Origin of the sequence: Brevundimonas sp. P7753, assembly GCF_013386595.1 — a bacterium.
Taxonomy (GTDB): Bacteria; Pseudomonadota; Alphaproteobacteria; order Caulobacterales; family Caulobacteraceae; genus Brevundimonas; species Brevundimonas bullata.
This window is the reverse complement of record NZ_JACARP010000047.1, coordinates 1-19,524: the sequence shown is the minus strand read 5'-3', so window position 1 is coordinate 19,524 and position 19,524 is coordinate 1. Positions and strand designations below refer to the sequence as shown.

18 protein-coding genes are annotated in these 19,524 nt (G+C 66.1%); 9 read left to right on the top strand and 9 right to left on the bottom strand.

Annotated features, from left to right (window positions below; genetic code table 11):
- Positions 1-19: 19 nt before the first annotated feature.
- Together HX774_RS10350 and HX774_RS10345 are read left to right on the top strand one after the other, a co-directional pair.
- Complete coding sequence (locus tag HX774_RS10350) at positions 20-436, top strand: DUF305 domain-containing protein (protein ID WP_225910412.1); 417 nt, start codon at positions 20-22, stop codon at positions 434-436.
- A gap of 4 nt (positions 437-440) precedes the next feature.
- Positions 441-857 (top strand): hypothetical protein, encoded by a 417-nt coding sequence (locus HX774_RS10345; protein WP_178826562.1) that lies wholly within the window; start codon positions 441-443, stop codon positions 855-857.
- A 118-nt stretch (positions 858-975) separates the two neighbouring features.
- Here the strand turns inward: HX774_RS10345 and HX774_RS10340 are convergent, their stop codons facing one another.
- Positions 976-1,785 (bottom strand): universal stress protein, encoded by an 810-nt coding sequence (locus HX774_RS10340; protein WP_178826561.1) that lies wholly within the window; start codon positions 1,783-1,785, stop codon positions 976-978.
- Positions 1,786-2,118: 333 nt separating this feature from the next.
- On the opposite strand from HX774_RS10340, the gene HX774_RS10335 reads away from it, so the two are divergent.
- The 6 genes from HX774_RS10335 (at position 2,119) to HX774_RS10310 (ending at position 9,920) form a co-directional block, all read left to right on the top strand.
- Positions 2,119-3,027, top strand: coding sequence for a cation diffusion facilitator family transporter (locus HX774_RS10335; protein ID WP_178826559.1), 909 nt, complete (start codon positions 2,119-2,121; stop codon positions 3,025-3,027).
- Between the two features lie 457 nt (positions 3,028-3,484).
- Positions 3,485-6,175 carry a TonB-dependent receptor gene (locus tag HX774_RS10330; protein WP_255500358.1) on the top strand — a complete coding sequence of 897 codons (2,691 nt, stop codon included), beginning with the start codon at positions 3,485-3,487 and terminating at the stop codon, positions 6,173-6,175.
- Positions 6,176-6,256: 81 nt separating this feature from the next.
- Complete coding sequence (locus HX774_RS10325; protein WP_178826557.1) at positions 6,257-6,967, top strand: PepSY domain-containing protein; 711 nt, start codon at positions 6,257-6,259, stop codon at positions 6,965-6,967.
- A 10-nt stretch (positions 6,968-6,977) separates the two neighbouring features.
- Entirely contained in the window at positions 6,978-7,697 is a 720-nt protein-coding gene (locus HX774_RS10320; protein WP_178826555.1) for a PepSY domain-containing protein, read from the top strand.
- Positions 7,698-7,808: 111 nt separating this feature from the next.
- Complete coding sequence (gene hutC / locus HX774_RS10315) at positions 7,809-8,534, top strand: histidine utilization repressor (protein WP_035285203.1); 726 nt, start codon at positions 7,809-7,811, stop codon at positions 8,532-8,534.
- A 159-nt stretch (positions 8,535-8,693) separates the two neighbouring features.
- Positions 8,694-9,920 (top strand): NAD(P)/FAD-dependent oxidoreductase, encoded by a 1,227-nt coding sequence (locus HX774_RS10310; RefSeq protein ID WP_178826553.1) that lies wholly within the window; start codon positions 8,694-8,696, stop codon positions 9,918-9,920.
- A gap of 54 nt (positions 9,921-9,974) precedes the next feature.
- Here HX774_RS10310 and merA read toward each other — a convergent pair whose 3' ends face one another.
- From merA to HX774_RS10295, 3 genes are all read right to left on the bottom strand, one after another.
- A complete protein-coding gene (gene merA, locus HX774_RS10305) occupies positions 9,975-11,351 on the bottom strand; it encodes a mercury(II) reductase (RefSeq protein WP_280523757.1) in 1,377 nt (458 codons plus the stop codon).
- A 238-nt stretch (positions 11,352-11,589) separates the two neighbouring features.
- Positions 11,590-11,892 carry a heavy-metal-associated domain-containing protein gene (locus HX774_RS10300; RefSeq protein ID WP_223850727.1) on the bottom strand — a complete coding sequence of 101 codons (303 nt, stop codon included), beginning with the start codon at positions 11,890-11,892 and terminating at the stop codon, positions 11,590-11,592.
- 19 nt (positions 11,893-11,911) lie between these two features.
- Positions 11,912-12,322: a mercuric transporter MerT family protein gene (locus tag HX774_RS10295; protein ID WP_003164984.1), complete on the bottom strand. Its 411-nt coding sequence runs from the start codon at positions 12,320-12,322 to the stop codon at positions 11,912-11,914.
- A 74-nt stretch (positions 12,323-12,396) separates the two neighbouring features.
- Between HX774_RS10295 and HX774_RS10290 the strand changes: the two genes are divergently transcribed.
- Positions 12,397-12,840: a helix-turn-helix domain-containing protein gene (locus HX774_RS10290; RefSeq protein WP_003164983.1), complete on the top strand. Its 444-nt coding sequence runs from the start codon at positions 12,397-12,399 to the stop codon at positions 12,838-12,840.
- Positions 12,841-13,301: 461 nt separating this feature from the next.
- Here the strand turns inward: HX774_RS10290 and HX774_RS10285 are convergent, their stop codons facing one another.
- The 5 genes from HX774_RS10285 to HX774_RS10265 all read right to left on the bottom strand — a co-directional run.
- Complete coding sequence (locus HX774_RS10285) at positions 13,302-13,949, bottom strand: hypothetical protein (RefSeq protein ID WP_003164981.1); 648 nt, start codon at positions 13,947-13,949, stop codon at positions 13,302-13,304.
- 15 nt (positions 13,950-13,964) lie between these two features.
- A complete protein-coding gene (locus HX774_RS10280; RefSeq protein WP_003164980.1) occupies positions 13,965-14,696 on the bottom strand; it encodes a HupE/UreJ family protein in 732 nt (243 codons plus the stop codon).
- Positions 14,697-14,773: 77 nt separating this feature from the next.
- Complete coding sequence (locus HX774_RS10275) at positions 14,774-17,977, bottom strand: efflux RND transporter permease subunit (RefSeq protein ID WP_178826551.1); 3,204 nt, start codon at positions 17,975-17,977, stop codon at positions 14,774-14,776.
- A 14-nt stretch (positions 17,978-17,991) separates the two neighbouring features.
- Positions 17,992-19,254 carry an efflux RND transporter periplasmic adaptor subunit gene (locus tag HX774_RS10270; protein WP_046652901.1) on the bottom strand — a complete coding sequence of 421 codons (1,263 nt, stop codon included), beginning with the start codon at positions 19,252-19,254 and terminating at the stop codon, positions 17,992-17,994.
- Positions 19,251-19,524, bottom strand: a 274-nt coding sequence (locus HX774_RS10265) for a TolC family protein (protein ID WP_178826549.1), incomplete at its 5' end; no start/stop codon positions are given. The genes HX774_RS10270 and HX774_RS10265, both read right to left, overlap by 4 nt.

The following is a 19,524-nucleotide window of genomic DNA, read 5'->3' as shown; positions in this document are numbered from 1 at the left end:
GATGAGGTGGGCGTCGGTCGTGGCCCTGTTTCTCGCCCTTTCGGCCTTTGCATTCGGCCTGTTTTCGCTGCCGTCGCGGACCCAGGTCGACACCCGGCCTGCGGTGGACGGCCGCTCGATCGATAACCATGCGGGCCATGCCGACGCGCCCTCCGACAGTGCCTCCACGCGCTCCTATCGCGAGGCGAGCGTCCGGATGTCCCAGAGCCTGGACATCGACTACACCGGCGACGCCGATGAGGACTTCCTGCGGGGATTGATCGCCCGTCACGAGGGCGCGGCCGCAATGGCGCGCATCGCCCTGGAATACGGCGACGACCCGGAGGTACGCGGGTTCGCCGAGGAGACGATCCGCAACCAGGAAGCCCAGATCCTGCGGATCAGGCTGCTGCTGGTGCGACGCGAGAGAGGGGCGGCGCCGGCCGCCCGGTCCTGAGGCCATGGCGAAGAACCGTTTCAAGGGCCGCGAACGCGGCCAGCGCTGGCGCGAGGGGCGTTACGGGAAGCGGAACCGCCGTCCCGGTTTCAAACGCCTCGAGAAGCCTCGGCCGGTGCTCGAGATCCTGGCGGCTGCGGTCGTCAGCCTCATCACGGCCGCCATCATGTTATGCGTGGCCGTCATCCTGCTCGGCGCCTACAAGGTTCCGCTGCACCTCGGGTACGGCGCCTTCATGGGCATGGCGGCGATCGGCTGTCTGATCGTGGGGCGGCGAGACCGCGTCGCCCTGATTTCGACGGCCTGCATTGGCCTGCTCGGGATCGTGGGAACAATTTGCTTCTATGCCGGTCGCGGAGAGATCCAGCTACGGACTCATGAGCATAGTGTCCCGACGGCGGCGGGAACCGCGAGGCCCTAGGATTCATGCCGATCGTTCGGCTAGGGTCTTTAACCGACCCACGGAAACGCCAGGCGATCTGTTTCCCGTCGCAGACGGAAGGCGGCGTTTCCCAGGCGAGTGGAGCGCATGGGTGGACCTAATGCGACATCAGCCACGATAGTTCGGCGTCGTCCTGAAGACCGCTCGTCATGCCGCCCCACATGCGCTGCGCCAGGGGACCGCGACCGAAGGCCCCCGTTACGATCAGGTCGGCGCCGAGACGGTGGGCTTCGGCGAGGAGGTCCGCGGCGCCCGTGGATCCCGCGGTCGCCGGTATATGGCGGACGGCGGCCGGCGCATCGTGCCGCTTCAGATGAGCGGCGACGTCTTCGAGCTGGCCTTGTTCGACCTCGTCGCCGACCCCGACCACGGTGACGGTCTGAGCCCGCCGGAGCAGCGGCAGAGCATCATGCAGGGCGCGTCTCGCCTGGGGCGCGTCCTTCCAGCCGATGACCGCATTCGAGAGATCGCCGCTTGCGGCCGCCGCTCCAAGACGGAGAACGGGGCCGCCGCCGTGCAGGGCGAGCTCTCCGGCGTTGGGAAGCGCACAGGCCATCGGCGGCGCCGACGAGGTGACGAGCAGATCGGCGGTGAGCAGATGATCGCGCAAGGGGGGACCGGGCTCCCCCATGCCGGAAAGCCAATCGGCGGTTTTCGAGCCGGAGCCGAACACCTGGAGGAAGGCGTCGTGGGCGCCGGCGAGGGCGGCGTCCATTCTTCGGGTCTCTTCCAGGACCGACAGGGGGTTGCTCGCCAGAGCCGTCCTGAGCACCGACGTCCGGGGCCAGGCGAAACACACCGCCTTCAGTCGGGCGTCGAACCCTGCGGCCAGGTCGCGCGCACGCTCCAGGGTCTGGACGAGACCGTCCCTTGGCGTAGCATCGACGATGATGTCGCGGTAGGTCATGGATGTTCTCCTTTCCAGTCCTTGCATGCCGGCGGCGCAGGGCGTCGAGCATGTCCGTCTAGCTTGCTCATTGGCGGCGCCGTTGCGTTGATCCAGATCACACATCCAGGGGCTGGATCATCAAGGCATCCCTGTCTCTGTTCCAACGACTCCGCAGCGTCTGTTCCCTGACGATCGGGACGTCGGTTCAGCTGTGCGTTTGACGTGTCTTCGATAGGGGCGAGGTCCATGAGGATAGAAGCCCGCAGGATCATGATTGTTGCGAGGCGAGGCGTGTTCGCCAATGATCATTTGAGGGCGAAGCTTGGAAGCCCTGACCAGGAGCAGACCGCTATGGCCGAAGGACATGCTCATGGGGCAGGGGCCAGCAGCAAACGCCTGATGTGGGCGCTCGTCCTGACGACGACCTTTCTGATCGCCGAAGTCGTCGGGGCCGTGGTGTTCAAGAGTTTGGCCCTGCTATCGGACGCCGCCCATATGTTCACCGATGTGGCTGCGCTGGCGATCGCGCTGGCGGCGATCAAGATTGGCGAGCGGCCGGCAGACTCCGTGCGGACCTTCGGCTATCGTCGGTTCGAAATCCTCGCCGCCGCCTTCAACGCCGTCCTGTTGTTTCTGGTGGCGGGCTACGTCCTCTATGAAGGCGTTCTGCGCCTTTTCGCGCCCGAACCCGTCGGCTCCGTCGGGATGCTGGTCGTGGCTTCCCTGGGCCTGGTCGTGAACCTGGTGTCGATGCGGCTGCTGGCCTCCGGTGCGAACGCCAGCCTGAATGTGAAGGGGGCCTATCTCGAGGTCTGGGCCGACATGCTGGGTTCCGTCGGGGTGATCGGCGGGGCCGTCCTCATCATGTTGACGGGCTGGGCCTGGATTGATCCGGTGGTCGCGATCGGCATCGGTCTGTGGGTGCTGCCGCGCACCTGGATGCTCTTGAAGAACACCACCCATATCCTGCTGGAAGGCGTGCCCAAGGACCTGTCCTTGGAGGCTGTGCGAGCGACGATCGCCGCCGTGCCGGGGGTGGCCGAGGTCCATGACCTGCACCTTTGGGGCGTCAGCAGCGATGATGTGAACGGCTCCGTTCACCTGGTTCTTGCCGAAGGCTGGGACGCTGAGCGGGTTCGTCGTGCGGTTCTGGCGCAGATGAACGACGTCCATGGCATCGATCACGCCGCCGTCCAGATCGAATCCGGGCCGGCCGGGGAGGGGGAGGCCTTGGGTCACGGGCGTATCGCTCATCCATAGGGTTGAACCGGTCCGTACATCTCCGACCTTGCGGACCCTCGTTCAGGACGCGGGGCAATGACCGACCCGAGCGCTGCGACGTCGACGGCCCGAGTCGCCAGCCTTCCAGAATAATCTCGCGCTCCTGAAATATTTTGAGGGTTCCGGTACGGAAATGCGTATTGGATCTTCCGGCGTCATCTTTGGATTTGTGCGACGCACAATGAGTTCATGCGTCATCATTTGGCGCGTTGGAAAATAGTCACGTCCAACCCACCCTCACCAACGAGGTGACGATTCTGTGTCTATTTTGAGTGGAATGCGTCATCTTTTTGCGCACATCTGTCGAATGCGGGCATGAAACATGACGGTTTGGCGGCATTCATATGTATATACATGACTTGACTCCCCTGACGCCCAACCGGAACGTGGCGATGCAGGACCGGTTCGTCTGGGCCGAAACGCGAGGGGAATGACCATGAACCGCATGAAAAAGAGGCTCTTGTTCGCAGGTGCGGTAATCTCCGCCACCATGTGCGGAATGCCCGCATTCGCGCAGGAAGCCGAGACGACCAACGTCGGCGAAATCGTCGTCACGGGCAGCCGGATCAAGCGCCAGGACATCAGCGGGGTCGGTCCCGCCACGGTCGTCACAGGCGAGGATATCGAGCGTACGGGGATCACGAACGTGGAGGCGCTGCTGCAGCGACTGCCGTCGTCCGCAGGGGCTGCCGGCAATCAGACCAACTCCTATTGGACCGGCAACGGCTACGGCACGGCGCAGGTCAATCTGCGAGGCCTCGGCATCAACCGGACCCTGACGCTGATCAACGGTCGGCGGATCGTCAACGGCGGCACGGGCGCCAACAGCGCTCCGGATCTGAACATGATCCCGACCGCCATTATCGGCCGAATGGACGTGCTGAAGGACGGCGCCTCCGCCATCTACGGCGCCGACGCCGTCGCGGGCGTGGTCAACATCGTCACCATCAACGATTTCGAGGGCCTCAAGCTCTCAAGCAAGTATGGCGTCACGGACGAAGGTGACGGCCAGGACCTCTCCTTCGACCTGTTGTGGGGCATGCGCGGCGACCGCGGCGGGGTCACCGCCGCCCTGACCTATCAGAAGACGGAAGCCGTCAACCTGGCGAGCCGCGCTCCCTGCGGGCTGGGCGAGATCAACGGAAAGCTGGCCTGCGTCGCGAGCGCCACGACGCTCGGGGGCCGGGCCGTGCTTCCCAACGGCCAGCAGATCAACTTCAACCAGATCCCGGGCGGCGACGGGGACTTCTTCGAACCCTACAACGCCGCCAAGCATAACTATAACGGCAACCCCTTCCTCAACGCCGTGTCGCCGATCGAGCGCCTCAGCACGGCCATCCTGGCCGACTACCAGCTGACCGACACCGTCAGCCTGTTCGGCGAAGTCTTCTTCACCCACAGGGAAAGCAACCAGCTCGCAGCGCCAGGGGCCCTGCGGAACCTGAAGATCGCGGCGTCCCATCCGACCAACCCGACGGGTCAGGACATCACCCTCATTGCACGGCGTCTCGCCGAACCGGGGCCGCGTCACTTCTTCCAGGAAACCGACACCTATCGGTTCGTCGGCGGCGCCCGGGGCGCCATCGCCGGCGACTGGACCTGGGAAGCCGCCGTCAACTGGGGACGCAACACCGGCGTCGACGGGATGACCAATATCGCCAACCTTCAACGGGTCGGCGAAACCCTGAACACCGCCGTCTGCAGCAACGCGGCGGGCGCGGCCATCCCCTGCGGTGACTATCTGGGCGCCGGAGACCTCAGCAAGGAGGTGCTCGACTATATCCTCTTCACCTCGCGCGACACCGGGGGGAATGAGCAGCGCAGCGTCACGCTCGACGTCACCGGCACGGTGCTCCAGCTCCCGTCCGGACCGCTCGCCGCCGCGGCGGGTCTCGTCTACCGCGAGGAAAAGGGCTGGCGCGATCCTGACGCCCTCACCGTTCTGGGTATCGCCAACACCAACCAGCAGGACCCCATCGCCGGCTCGACCAAGGCCAAGGAAGCCTATGTCGAACTGTCGGCGCCGCTCCTGTCCGACCTGCCGTTCATCCAAAGGCTCGAGCTCGACGCGGCCGTCCGCTATTCGGACTATGACCTGTTCGGCGGCAACACCACCTACAAGCTGGGCCTGAACTGGAGCGTCGTCGACAGTCTTCGCCTGCGGGCCACCTTCGGCACCGGCTTCCGGATTCCAAGCGTTCCCGAACTGTTCGGCGGCGTTGCAGAGGGCAATCTGACGACGACTGATCCGTGCAGCCGCTACAGCACCAGCGGAAACGCGACGCTGATCGCCAACTGCCAGGCTTCCGGCGTGCCGGCTAACTATGTGCAACTCGGCAACACGGTCCTGACCACGGTCGGCGGCAATCAGAAACTCTCGCCCGAAACGGCCGAGACCCTCACCCTGGGTCTGGTCTGGCAACCCGAGCAGGTCAAAGGCCTGTCCCTGACCGTCGACTATTTCGACATCAAGATCGAAGACGCGATCCGGTCCATCCCGGGGTCCACCAAGCTGGCCATCTGCTACGCCTCGCCGGGCATGAACCACCCCTTCTGCGGCCCGAACAACTTCACCCGCAGTCCCCTGACCGGCGAAGTGAACTTCCTCTCGGCCCAGCCGACCAACGCCGGCCTGGAAACCATGAAGGGCGTCGACATCGGGGCGCGCTACGCCTTTGATCTCGGCGACCGCCGCGCCAGCCTCGACTGGAACACCACCTATCTCGGCGAATATGTCGTGACGCCTTTCCTGGGCGCCGATCCGATCATCTTCGACGGCCATATCGGCGGCGGCAACGGCGGCTATCCCCACTGGCGATCGAACGTCAGCGCCTCGGTTGTCGATGATCGCTGGACGGCGACCTATTCGGTGCAACTGATCGGCAAGGCCACGGACTTCAACGCCGCGCCGGGCGACATCGGCTATGAGACGCCGAACCTCTTCTACCACAACGCCCAGTTCGCCTATCGCCTGGGTGAGAAGGCTGACATCGCCTTCGGCATCGACAACCTCTTCGACAAGAAGGCGCCGTTCATCCAGAGCTGGACCGACGGCAATACCGACACCATGACCTACGACCTGCTTGGCCGTCGCGGCTACGTCCGCCTGACCTATCAGTTCAACTAACCTGCCACTTCCAGAAACACCGGGCGGCCCCCCCATGGCTCCCGCCTGGTGTTTCAACGTCCCCCAAACAGTGAGTATCAAATGGTGCGCTGGCCTTCCGTAGCGCGAAAAGCCCACAAGTGGCTTGCGCTGATCATCGGCGTTCAGGCCCTCTTCTGGGTCGTGAGCGGCCTCTACATGACCGCCGTCCATATCGACATTATCCATGGCGATCATCTGGTGCGGACACCCGTCGCCGAACCGATTTCCATGGGCGGCCTGGTCGATCCTGCGGTCATTCTCAAGACTGCCGGCGGCGCTCAAAGCCTGCGTCTCGACCAGCAGCTGGGACAGCCTGTCTATATCGTCAGCCAGACGAGCGGCCGGTCCCTGTTCGACGCCCGGTCCGGTGAGAAGCTGCCCCTGATCGACGAAGCCGGCGCACGGCGGCGCGCCGAGCAGATCTACGCAGGGGATGGCGGTGTCCGCGAAATGGAGCTGCTGTACGAAATCCCCGGCGAGATCAGGGGGCGTCCAGCGCCGATCTGGCGGGTGCAGTTCGAAGGCCTGTGGCGGCCCACCCTCTATATCTCGCCCCAGACCGGCGAACTCGTGGCCAAGCGTCATGACCTGTGGCGCACGTTCGACTTCGTCTGGATGTTCCACATCATGGACTATGAGACCCGCGACAACGTCAACAACATCCTGCTCAAGGTCGCGACCTGGATGATGGTGGTGACCTCCCTCACCGGGGCCTGGCTCCTGCTCTACAGCTTCCGTCGCAAGCGCCGCGTGCGCAAAGCCGCAGCGTGAGGATCATCAGATGTTTCTAATCCGTAGACTGCACAAATGGTTCGGCCTGGTCCTGGGTCTTCAATTTCTGCTCTGGGCCATCAGCGGCGCCGCCATGGCGCTGATCGATCATCGCAAGGTGGCTGGTGAAGATTCCATCGTCCACTCTACGCCGTCGCCCACGCCCGCTGGGGTGCTGTCGCTGGCTCAGGTCGCCCAGGCGGTGGGCCAGCCGATTTCCCGGATCGAGCTGCGTCCCTTGCAAGACGCCTGGGTTTACGCCGCCACGACGCCCAGCGGCGTCCAACTGGTCGACCCCGTGGACGGTCGCCGCATCGTCATCGACGACGCCCGCGCCAAGACGCTGGCCGTCGCAGCCTTCAACGGCACAGCGCCGGTGACCTCCGTGGCTCTGGTCGAGAAGCCGACGCTGGAGACGCGAGATTTCGCGCTTCCGGCCTGGCGGGTCGAGTTCGCGGACAAGGAGAAGACGACCCTGATCCTGAACGCCGTCACCGGCGAGGTCGCGGGCGCCAAGACCAACACCTGGCGGCTCTGGGACTTCTTCTGGATGATCCACATCATGGACTACACGGATCGCCAGAGTTTCAACCATCCGCTGATCATCATCATCGCCACCGGGTGTCTGTGGTTGGCCCTGAGCGGTTTCATCATGTTGTTCAGCGCCTTCCGACGCCAGGATTTCGCCTATATCCATGACGGGATCGAATGGCTGCAGCGCCGCCGTTGAGACTGCGCCGGGGCGTTCTGCGCCCCGGCGCCTTCCTGTTGGATTGGCGGCCAATGCGGGCCAAGCTGAAGCTTGGCCCGATTAACGGACATGACGGGGAGGAACGACTCCATGGATCTCACGCTCCACCGACGCATCCGCTCCGACATCGCCGACCGCATCCTGTCGGGCGAATGGTCGCCCGGGTTCCGCATCCCCTTCGAGCATGAGCTGATGGAGGAGTATGGTTGTTCGCGCATGACCGTGAACAAGGCCCTCGCGCCGCTGGCGGAACGGGGCATGATCATACGCCGTCGACGCTTCGGGTCCTTTGTGGCGCGGCCGCGGATACATTCCTTCGTGCTGGATATCCCGGACATACAGGCCGAGATTCTCAATCGCGGCGAACCCTATGATTTCGAACTCCTGTCCCGGAAGGTCCGGGCCGCGCACAAGCGGGACGCGGAAGAACTTGCACTCGCCGCATCCGGCGAGGTGATCGAGTTGCGCTGCCTCCACCGCAGCAGCGGTCGTCCTTTCGCGCTCGAGGAACGGTTGATCAGCCTGGCCTCCGTGCCCCAGGCCCGGGACGCCGATTTTACCCAGGGTCCGCCCGGCACATGGCTGCTGGAGCGCGTTCCCTGGACGGAAGCCGAGCACAGAATCCGAGCCGTGAACGTGTCCCGCGCAACCGCGCTGACCCTAGGGATCGATCCTGCTGCGGCCTGCCTTTCCCTCGAACGCCGGACGTGGCGGCGAGCGGAGCGCATCACCTTCGTTCGACTGACCTTTCCAGGGGAAGCCTATGATCTCGGAGCGCGGTTCGCGCCCTCGGACCCTGCAGAGGCTTCGGACTAGGACGCCGACCCGGGCTCGACCGAGCCCTGGGCCTCTTGTTCCAGGAGATGGCGGCCCTGGCGGACGGACGGCGCGAGGCGGAGCCCTGCGCCATTTACAAAATTCGCTGCGACGGACGTCGCTTCTGACGAAAATGTGGAATCAGGAAGCAGGGGCTCAATGTCTGCAAACTCGACCAGGGTTCTGATTATCGGCGCGGGACACGCGGGGGGCTCGGCGGCGGCGCTGCTGAGGCAGTATGGCTTTGCGGGCGAGATCGTCCTGGCGGGCGAGGAGGCGGCGGCGCCCTATCAGCGACCGCCCTTGTCCAAGGCCTGGCTGAAGGGGGAGGCGGGTCTGGAGGACCTGCTGCTGCGCCCCGAGAGCTTCTACGCCGAGCAGCAGATCGACCTGCGCACCGGCGTCACCGCGACCGCCATCGACGCGGGAGCCAAGGCGGTGACCTTCGCTGACGGCGTGGTCGAAGCCTACGACGTGCTGATCCTGGCCACGGGCTCGATGGCGCGCAAGCTGGCCATCCCCGGAGCCGACCGCCCCGACCTCATGGAACTGCGCACGCTGAACGACGCCGAACGACTGAAATCTGCGCTCGCCCCCGGCAAGCGTCTGGCCGTGGTCGGCGGCGGCTATGTCGGGCTGGAGGCGGCAGCCTCGGCCCGCGCCCTCGGCGCCGAGGCGGTGGTGATCGAGCGCATGGACCGGGTGCTGGCGCGCGTGGCGTCGGAAACCCTGTCCGCCTTCTTCACCGACTATCACCGGGCGCGCGGCGTCGAGATTCTGACCGGCGCCGAGGTGTCGGGCTTTGAGGGCGGCGGCGTTCGCCCCGAAGGCGTCCGGCTGGCGGACGGAACCCTGATCGCTGCGGACGCGGTTCTGGTCGGCGTCGGCGCCCTGGCGCGCGAAGCCCTGGCGCGAACGGCGGGTCTGCCTTGTGAGAACGGCGTGGTCGTGGATGAGAACGCCCGCACGGCGGATCCCTCAATCTACGCCATCGGCGACGTCACCCATCGGCCCATCCCGGTCCACGGCGGGCGGATGCATCGGCTGGAAAGCGTTCCGAACTCCCTGGAACAGGCCAAGCAGGCCGCCGCCGCCATCGTCGGCCGAGCGCCCCCGGCGGCCGAAGTGCCCTGGTTCTGGTCGGACCAGTATGACGTCAAGCTTCAGATCGCCGGCCTTCCGTTTGACGCCGACCATCAGGTGGTGCGTGGCGATCCGGCCAGCGGCGCTTTCGCCGTCTTCCACCTGAATGGCGACCGCATCGTTTGCGTCGAAGCGGTCAACGCCCCGGCCGATTTCATGGGCGGACGGCTGCTGATCGGCAAGGCGACGCCAGTGGATCCGGTCCTGCTGGCGGACCCCTCTGTTTCGATGAAGAGCGTCTGATCCGGCGCGCAGCAGCCGATAGCCGTCGCAGCGGGAAGCATCGCGTCTTGGCCCTCAACCGGCGCAGCAAGAGAGTTTGGCGACGTCCTTGTTGAACGTCAGCGCCGCCAGTTTCAGGCCCTCGACGGTCGTGAGATAGGGGAAGATCGTGTCGCCCAACTGCTCCACCGTCATTCCGCACTTGATGGCCACCGCTGCGGTCTGGATGCTGTCGGCCCCTTCCGGAGCAAGAATGTGCGCGCCGAGGAGCCGCCGCGTGCCGCGATCCGCCACCAGCTTGATGAGCCCGCGCGTGTCTCTGGCCGCGAGCGCGCGCGGGACGTGATCCAGGGTGATCATCGAGGTTTGGACATCATGCCCGGCCGCCCGTGCGGCGGCTTCCGTGAGCCCGACCGTCGCCACCTGGGGATCGGTGAACACGACCGCCGGCATGGCGCTGTTGTCGTAGGACAGACTGTCGCCGTTGAGCGCGTTTCGAGCAGCGAGCCTGGCACCGTAGGCCGCCATATAGACGAACTGGTCACGCCCGGTGACGTCACCGACGGCGTAGACGCCGGGGCGGGTCGTGCGCATCCGGTCGTCCACGACGATTCCTCCGTTTTCGGAGACGCTGACCCCCGACTCGGCAAGACCCAGGCCGTCCGAGTTGGCGATCCGGCCTGTCGTCATGAGCACGCGCTCGGCGGTGAGCACCCTCCGGCTGTCGCCCTGCGTAAGGGTGAGCGACACGTCCGTTTCCGAATGGGCGATAGCCTCGTAGGTCGCCCCGACAACCACGGTGACGCCCTCGTCTGAGAGGTAGCGTTGCAGCGCCTCGCTGATCTCGGGTTCACCTTCCGGCAACAGACGTGACCGGCACACGAGCGTGACCTGCACGCCGGCCCGGCTGAACATCTGAGCCAATTCCGCGCCTATGTATCCACCACCGATCACCAGCAAGGACTGCGGCAGCGCCTCCAGTTCGAGCGCGGTCGTGCTGGTCAGATAGGGGACAGTGTCGATCCCAGCGATCGCCGGAATCGCCGGTCGCGATCCCGTCGCGATGATCACCTTGTCGGTGGTGAGCCGGACATCGCCGACCTCCACGCCGCCCAAGACGAGCCTGGCTGCGCCTTCGTGGTAGGCGATGGCGTCGTAGCCTTGCAGGACATCTTCGTATTTGGCCTGACGCAGAGCGTTCACCAGTTGGTCCTTCTGGCGGATCACCTCGGACCAGGCGCTGATTTCAGCAGTGGCTCTCACGCCGTCGAAACGGCTTGCGGCCCGCGCCTGGTGCAGGGGCTCCACCGCGCGGATCAACGCTTTCGACGGCACGCAGCCTATGTTCACGCAGGTCCCGCCAATCGTTCCGGCGCCGACGAGCGCTACCCGCGCTCCCTCTTCGGCTGCCGTAATGGCGGCGGAGAAGCCGGCTGAGCCAGCGCCGATCACGACCAGATCATAGGTCTCTGCGGCGTTCCGGGAGAGAGGGCGACAGTCACTCATACTGCTCGGTGCTTTCAAATCTTGTGTCCGCCGTTGGGCGGGCGGCCTGCAACCGGACAGGCCTGGCGGCCCGCTACGGCGCGACGACAGGGAAGGCCGGAACGGGTGGGCTCGTCAGGAAGTAGAACTGCATGGCGCCGCCGATGTTCGTGCCGATGACGCCCACTAGCGAAACCTGGTTCCGCTAGTGGCTGGCCCGAACACGCGCGGGATAGCCGGCGTTGGTCGAGGCCTGAGCCAGGACTGTCGGCGTCACTCGCACGTCGTCGTAGGTCACGGTCGCCACGGCCCGTCCGGCGTCGCCAGGGTTCACGGATACAGCCGTAACGCCCGGAACCCGCGAGATAGCGCGTCGAACGATAGGGGCGCACGTCACACAGGACACATTGGTGACATCCAGCGTCACCGTGCGTTCGGCCGCCTGCGCCGTTTCGGCAGTGAAAAGCGCCGCTGCAACTGCAAGGGCGGCGCGGATGGAAAGGGTCATGGCCTTGATCTCCAGGAACTCACGCGCCGAGTAGCAGCGGCGCAACATAGGGAAATGCGACGGCGATGGCGACGAGCACGGACGCCGCCCAAAGCGCGATCTTGACAAGGCGGGTGGAGCCCGGTCGAGCGCAGGTCTCGCCTTCGGCGCAGGCGGTGCGAGGACGACGATAGACGCGGAAGAATCCGACACCCAGGAAAGCCACCGCCGCAACGATGAAATAGGGTTGATAGGGCGCGAGGACCGTGACGTTGCCGATCCAGGCCCCGCTGACGCCGAGCGCGAACAACACCAGCGGCAGAACACAGCAGGACGACGCGCCGATCGCGGCAGCAAGGCCTGCAACCGCCAGCCACGCACGGCTGGACGACTTGTCGGCTGGGGCCGCGGCGTTTCCGTTGGGGTTCTCGATGCCGTCCGAGGCGGCCATTGCCCACTCCTTCTCTTGGTGATGAAGGCAAGATAGGGTCTGTAGCGACTACAGATACAAGGGCTTTATCTTCGATGGACAAATTCGCCCTGCGTGACACGACGCCGCAGTTCGCGATCGGCGTGCTGTCGCGCCGAACCGGCGTCAACATCGAGACCGTCCGCTACTATGAGCGGATCGGCTTGATCCCTGCGCCGGCTCGCAGCGACGGGGGGCACCGCCTCTACGGCGGGGGGCACCTCCTTCGGTTAAACTTCGTTCGGCGGGCTCGTGATCTCGGTTTCACGCTGAATGAGGTTCGAGCCCTGCTGGACTTGGCGGAACAGCGGGATCGACCCTGTACCGAGGTCCGCGAAGTGGCCGCCGTGCACCTGACTGATGTGCGCTCCAAGATCGTCAGCTTGCGGGCGATGGAGCGGGTTCTTTCCGACATGGTGGCCCGTTGCGCCGAAGGCTCGACGCCGGACTGCCCCATCATCGAGGCGCTGTTCGACACCGAAGCGGTGCACCCCGTTTGATGGGTTGCGAAATTTAAGTCGATGATTTCTACGCCGTCATAGGGTGTGGGTGGTGGCCGTCCTTCTGGCCTTCAGGAGCTACAACAACCTCGGCGACCTCGGTCGGCTTCGTCATATCGGCCTGTTTGTCGTCAGCGCCACCTTGCCGGCCCTCAGCCAGACGCGCGCGCCCCTTCCTCCGGCGGTTGACCGACGGCGTTGGTCTCTTCGCCCTGGCGCCGTGTCTGCGCGGACTGCTGGCGATCAGCCTGGCTGCTGCGGCGGGCGGGGCGATCCGCACCTGCAGGATCACGTGCAGGACAAGGGGACGGATGAGACTACGCATGCCGATCCCTATGTGATCGACGAGCGACACAGGCGCTGGCCGTGGTCCAGGCGGTGAGGCCGCTCGCTCTCCTGTCTCTGTCATTGACCGGCGGCGGAACCGCCGGCCGACGACGAAGGCGTGAACCCCCTGTGGATCAGACGACGCGTTTCACTTCGGTGTAGGCACCTTCGGTCTTGAGGGTGACTGTCACGGGTGCGCCCGTGCGATTGCGCCAGAACCAGCCGTGACTGCCGGTGAAGGCCGCCGTCAGTTCGCCGGTTTCGCTCTGGGACGAGCCCTTGCCGTAGCCGTGGTAGGAGACGCCGGGGCGATCCGCGTGGGTGTCGAAGTTCAGGCGTCCGCCGCTGCTCGTCCAGGTGAAGCGGGCCTTGGCGCCCTCCGTCATGACCAGTTTGATTTCGGCGCCCTGGTCGGGCGCCAGGGTCAGTATGGTTTCATCGGTGCGCTGGCCGGAGGCGGCGTCGGGCGCCGGGCTGGCGGCCGCGGATTGGGCGACCGCAGCGACGACGACGGGCGCTGGACTCGCCTCGATCGGAGCCGCGGCTGCAGCGGCGTCCATCGCCTCGTCCGCCTTGGCTTCCGCAGCCAGGGAGACCTTGATCCGGCCCATCTCGGTCAGGCCGAAGACCGTTCCCACCCGGGTCGGATCGACGCCGTACTCGGACGGCAGGACGACAGTGACGAGCAGGCCGGCGGCGACGACGGCGGCGATGCCGGTCGAGCGGAGCAACTGACCCGTGGTGGGCAGGTCGGACAGGCGGGGTTTGTCAGCGTTGTACATGGTTCAGGTCTCCGGTCAGGCGACGAAATAGCCGACGAGCTGGTAGCCCGTCAGAATGAAGCCGAGGGTCATGAGGACGACGTTGGCGAGATAGGCGTGTTTGAAAAAGCTCTCGCTGCGGCGCCAGAAACCCATGACGATGAGGATGGCGCCGAGCGCCAGAAGCTGGCCGATCTCCACGCCGATGTTGAAGGCGACGAGATTGACCAACAGGCCGTCGGGGGACAGCTGGAAGTCCTGCAGCTTGGTGGCCAGGCCGAAGCCGTGGAACAGGCCGAACACCAGGGTGGCGACCTTGGTGTTGGGCTGGAAGCCGAACCAGCGCTGGAAGGCGCCCAGGTTGTCGAGCGCCTTGTAGACGACCGACAGGCCGATGATCGCATCCACCAGGTAGCTGGAGACGCTGATGTTGGTCAGCACGCCGAGCAGCAGGGTCGTGGAGTGACCGATGGCGAACATGGTCACGTAGATGCTGATGTCTTTCAGCCGGTAGAGGAAGAAGATCACCCCGAACAGGAACAGCAGGTGGTCGTACCCGGTCACCATGTGCTTGGCGCCGAGATAGACGAACGGCCAGAAGACGATCCCGGAGGTTTCCTGGATATAGCCCTTGTCGCCCTCGGCCACGCCGTGGGCGAGCGCCTGGGCGGCGGCGCCGTCGATGATGAAGAAGATGAGGACGGCCAGAAGCGCCGTCGCTGGGGATTTCAGCCAGGACCAGGGGTCGTGGCGGGACGCGATTGTCATGTGAATCCTCTTGGGCGGAAATCGAGTGTGCGGGAGGAAGGGGGCGGCGCGGCCGAAGCCGCGCCGCCCGGACGCCCTCAGGGCCGGCGGCTGAAAGGCAGGAAGCGCCGGGGATCGAAGCGGGCCAGGCCGCCGGGTGCAGCGCCCGTGGTCCCGTCAGGCTTCGATCGCCCGTGCACCAGGCTGTAGAGGGCTGGCAGCACGAGCAGGGTGAGCAGGGTTGAGGAGATGATCCCCCCGATCACGACCGTGGCCAGCGGGCGCTGGACCTCGGCGCCGGCCCCGACGTTGAGCGCCATGGGCACGAAGCCGAGGCTGGCGACCAGGGCGGTCATCAGCACCGGCCGCAGCCGGGTCAGGGCGCCTTCGCGAAGGGCCTCGCCCAGGGGTTTGCCCTCGGCGATCAGGCTGCGGATGAAGGTGACCATGACCACCCCGTTCAGCACCGCCACCCCCGAGAGGGCGATGAAGCCGACGCCGGCGGAGATCGACAGCGGCAGGCCTCTGAGCATCAGGGCCGCGACCCCGCCGGTGAGCGCCAGGGGCACGCCGGAGAAGACGATGGCGCTGTCCTTGACCGAACGGAACAGGGCGAACAGCAGGCCGAAGATCAGCAGCAGCACCGCCGGCACCACCAGTTGGAGCCGTTTGGCCGCCGAGATCAGCTGTTCGAACGTACCGCCGTAGGTGACCCAGTAGCCGGCAGGGACGACCACGTCGGCTTCGATCCGCTTCTGCACCTCGCCGACGAAGGAGCCCAGATCGCGGTCGCGGACATTGGCTGTCACCACGATGCGGCGCTTGCCGTTTTCGCGGCTGATCTGGTTCGGCCCCTTGACGAGTTCGATCACGGCGACCTCGCTCAGGGGAATGAACCGGCGCGCCTGGCCCTCGGCGGCCGGCAGGGGAATCTGCAGGCGGCCGATGGCGTTGACGTCCGAGCGCAGGTCTTCCGGCAGGCGGACCACCACGTCGAAGCGACGGTCGCCCTCGAAGATCTGGCCCGCGGTCGTGCCGCCCATGGAGGTCGAGATGACCGACTGGACGTCGTCGAGGCTCAGGCCCAGGCGCGCCATGGCGGTGCGATCAGGCGTGATCTGCAGCACCGGCAGGCCGGTGATCTGCTCGGTCTGGGGATCGGCCGATCCCTCGACTGAAGCGACGACGGCCTCGACCTCGGCGCCCAGCCGCAGGAGTTCGTCCAGATCGTCGCCATAGATCTTGACGGCGACGTCGGCGCGAACGCCGGACAGCAGTTCGTTGAACCGCATCTGGATGGGCTGGGTGAACTCGTATTTGCTGCCGGGAATCTCGCTGACGGCGGCTTCCATCTCCGCGACCAGGTCCCCGCGCGACTTGCGGGGATCAGGCCAGTCCCTGCGGTCCTTCAGCATGATGAAAGTGTCGGCGACCGACGGCGGAACGGGATCGGTGGCGACTTCGGCGGTGCCGATCTTGGCCACGACCCGCTCGACCTCGGGGAATTTCGCCAGACGGGCCTCCAGCGCGGTCTGCATCTGGACGGCCTGGGTCAGGCTGGTGCCCGGAATGCGCAGGGCGTGCATGGCGATGTCGCCTTCGTCGAGATTGGGCACGAACTCCGAGCCCATTCTTGAAGCGCCGAAGCCGGCGATGACGACGAGGACTACGGCCAGCCCCACCATCAGCCTGCGGCTCCTGAGGGCGAAGTCGAGCGCGGGCTGATAGCCGATCCGCGCCCAGCGCATGAGGAAGCTGTCCTTCTCCTCCACCTTGCCCGTGACGAACATGGCGACGGCGGCGGGAACAAAGGTCAGGGACAGCAGCAGGGCCGCCGTCAGGGCGATGACCACGGTGATGGCCATCGGATGGAAGGTTTTGCCCTCGACCCCGGTCAGGGCGAAGATCGGCACATAGACGAGGGTGATGATCATCACCCCGAACAGGGAGGGGCGGATCACTTCGCTGGAGGCGGAGCCCGCCAGTTCGAACCTTTCCTCTCGGGTCAGGATGCGCCCCAGACGATGCTGGGCCTCACCAAAGCGACGCAGGCAGTTCTCGACGATGATGACGGCGCCGTCGACGATCAGGCCGAAGTCCAGCGCCCCCAGGCTCATCAGATTGCCCGAGGTGCCGGTGCGCACCATGCCCGTGATCGTCATCAGCATGGTGATGGGGATGACCGCCGCCGTGATCAGGGCGGCGCGGATGTTTCCGAGCAGGAGGAAGAGGACGACGATGACGAGCAGGGCGCCTTCGACCAGGTTCTTCTCGACCGTCTTGACGGCCCGCTCGACGAGGTCGGTCCGGTCATAGACCGGCGACGCCTTCACCCCCTTGGGCAGGGCCTTGGCGGCTTCCTCCAGGCTGGCCGCGGCGGCCTGGGCCACGACGCGGCTGTTCTCGCCCGCCAGCATCAGGACGGTGGCCAGCACCGTCTCCTTGCCGTTCTCGGTCGCGGCCCCCGTCCGTAGCTCCTCGCCCATGTCGACGTCCGCGACGTCGGCGACGCGGATCGGCACGCCGCCGCGCGTAGCGATGACCACGGCGCCGAGATCCTCGCGGCTGGTCGCCTGGCCCGGCACCCGGATCAGATACTGTTCGCCGTAGCGTTCGACATAGCCCGCGCCGACGTTGGCGTTGTTCTTCTCCAGCGCCTCGACGATCTCGGCCATGGTCACGCCATAGGCGGACAACCGCTCTGGTCGCGGGGTGACGTGGTACTGCCGCTCATAGCCGCCGATGGTGTTGACCTCGGTGACCCCACGGGTGTTGCGAAGCTGGGGCCGGATGACCCAATCCTGCAGGGTGCGCAGGTCCTCGGTCGAATAGGGCTGGCCGTCGGGCCTCCGGGTGCCGGGCTCGGCTTCGACCGTATACATGAAGATCTCGCCCAGCCCCGTGGCGATGGGACCCAGCTCCGGTGTGATCCCCGGCGGAAGCTGGCCGAGCGCGCCTTGCAGCCGTTCGTTCACCAGCTGGCGAGCGAAATAGATGTCGGTGCCGTCGTCGAAGATGACGGTCACCTGGCTCAGGCCGTAGCGCGAGACCGAGCGGGTGTATTGCAGTCCCGGCACGCCGGCGACGGCCGTCTCGACGGGGAAGGTGATGCGTTGTTCGGCTTCCAGCGGGGAATAGCCCGGCGCCTCCGTATTGATCTGGATCTGGACGTTGGTGATGTCGGGGGTGGCGTCGATCGGCAGGCGCTGGAAACTCCAGACGCCGACGACGCAGGCCGTGAGGACCAGCCCCATGACGAGCCATCGGAAGCGGATCGACAGGGCGATGATGCGATCAAGCATGATGCGCGCGCCCCCTAGTGGTCATGGCTCGCGCCGGACTTTTCGATGTCCGCGCGAATGAGGAAGGCGCCGTCGACGACATATTCGGTCCCGGGCTCCAGGCCGCCGAGGACCTCGGTCCATTCGTCGGTGCGGCGGCCCAGTTCGAGCATCCTCACCTCATAGGTGTTTCCGACCCTGGCGTAGACGACGGTGAAGTCACGGAAGGGCTGGAGGGCTTTGGTCCGCACCGCGAGCGGCGCCTCGCCTTCGCCGACCTGGACCGATCCCTGGACGCCCAGACCCGGACGCCAGACGCCGTTCTGATAGGGCAGCTCGACATGGGCGACCAGGGTCTGGCTCAGGACGTCATCCGACGGCAGGATGGCTTCGATCACGCCGCTGGCCCGGTGTTCGCCGGCCAGGCTCGTCACCTCCACCCTCTGGCCGACACGCACGCGTTCGGCGTCGCGCGGATAGAGGAAGAACTCGGCGTGAAGCCGGGTCGGATCGCCGATGACCAGCATGGGCGCGCCGTTGCCGGTGATGGCGCCGGGGTTGGCGTTCTTGGCCAGGATGACGCCGGAGATCGGCGCCGTGACGGCGTAGGTCTGCAGGCTTTCGCTGGATTCCACGCGCGCCAGGACCTGGCCGCGCGTGACGCGTTGGCCGAGCTGGACGTTCATGGCCACGACCCGACCGGGGTAGCGGGCGTGGACCTCGCTCTGGCCTTCCGGCGTGATCTCGACGCGCCCGCTGAGCGGCAGGCTTTCCCCGAGGACGGCGGGGCCGGCCGTCTGGGTCGTGACCCCGCCGGCCTGGGCGGCCGTCGGGGTGATGACCGTGCGGCCTTCATAGGACTGATAGGTCCAGGTCGAGCGCTTGGCGGCCTGGGTCGCGTTCACGGCCACGTCGAAGGAGTGGGGCTCGAACACGACGCCGGGGCTGGCGAGATAGTCCTTTTCCGGGGTGAACTGGAAACGGTCGACCTTGGGGCCCAGGCGGGTGAGCGCGATGTCGGCCGACACAAGGGCGGGATCGAGGGGCTTGTCCTTGAGGTAGGGGTAGAGGCGGAACAGGGGCTCGGGACCTTCCTCATAGATGGTGATCTCGAGCGAGAAGTCGCCGTCGCGCAGCAGGCGGCCGTTGTGGGGGCCGCGTTCATAGTCGGCGGCGGCGGCCGCTTCGGCCTCGCCGCCCTCGGCCGGCTTGGCGCGCTCGCCGCAGCTGGAGAGGGCCAGGGCGCAGGCGGCCATGGCCGCCCCGCCGAGAAGGCGGGCGGAGATGGAGCGGATCATGGTTGGATCTCCGGGCCGATCAGATCGGCATGGGCGCCGGTCAGCCGGTCAAGGCGGGCGCGATCAAGATGGAAGGCCTGAAGCGCCGTCACGCGGCGCGCCCGGGTCTGCAACAGGGCCGTGTGGGCGCTCATGACGTCGTTGTAGGTGAAGCCGCCGCGCGCGAAGCCGTCCCGGACCAGGGTCACGGCGCGTTGCGCTTGCGGCAGGGTTTCCTCGGCGATGCGTCGGGCTTCGTTCGCCCGCGCCAGCAGTTGGACCTGCAGGCGG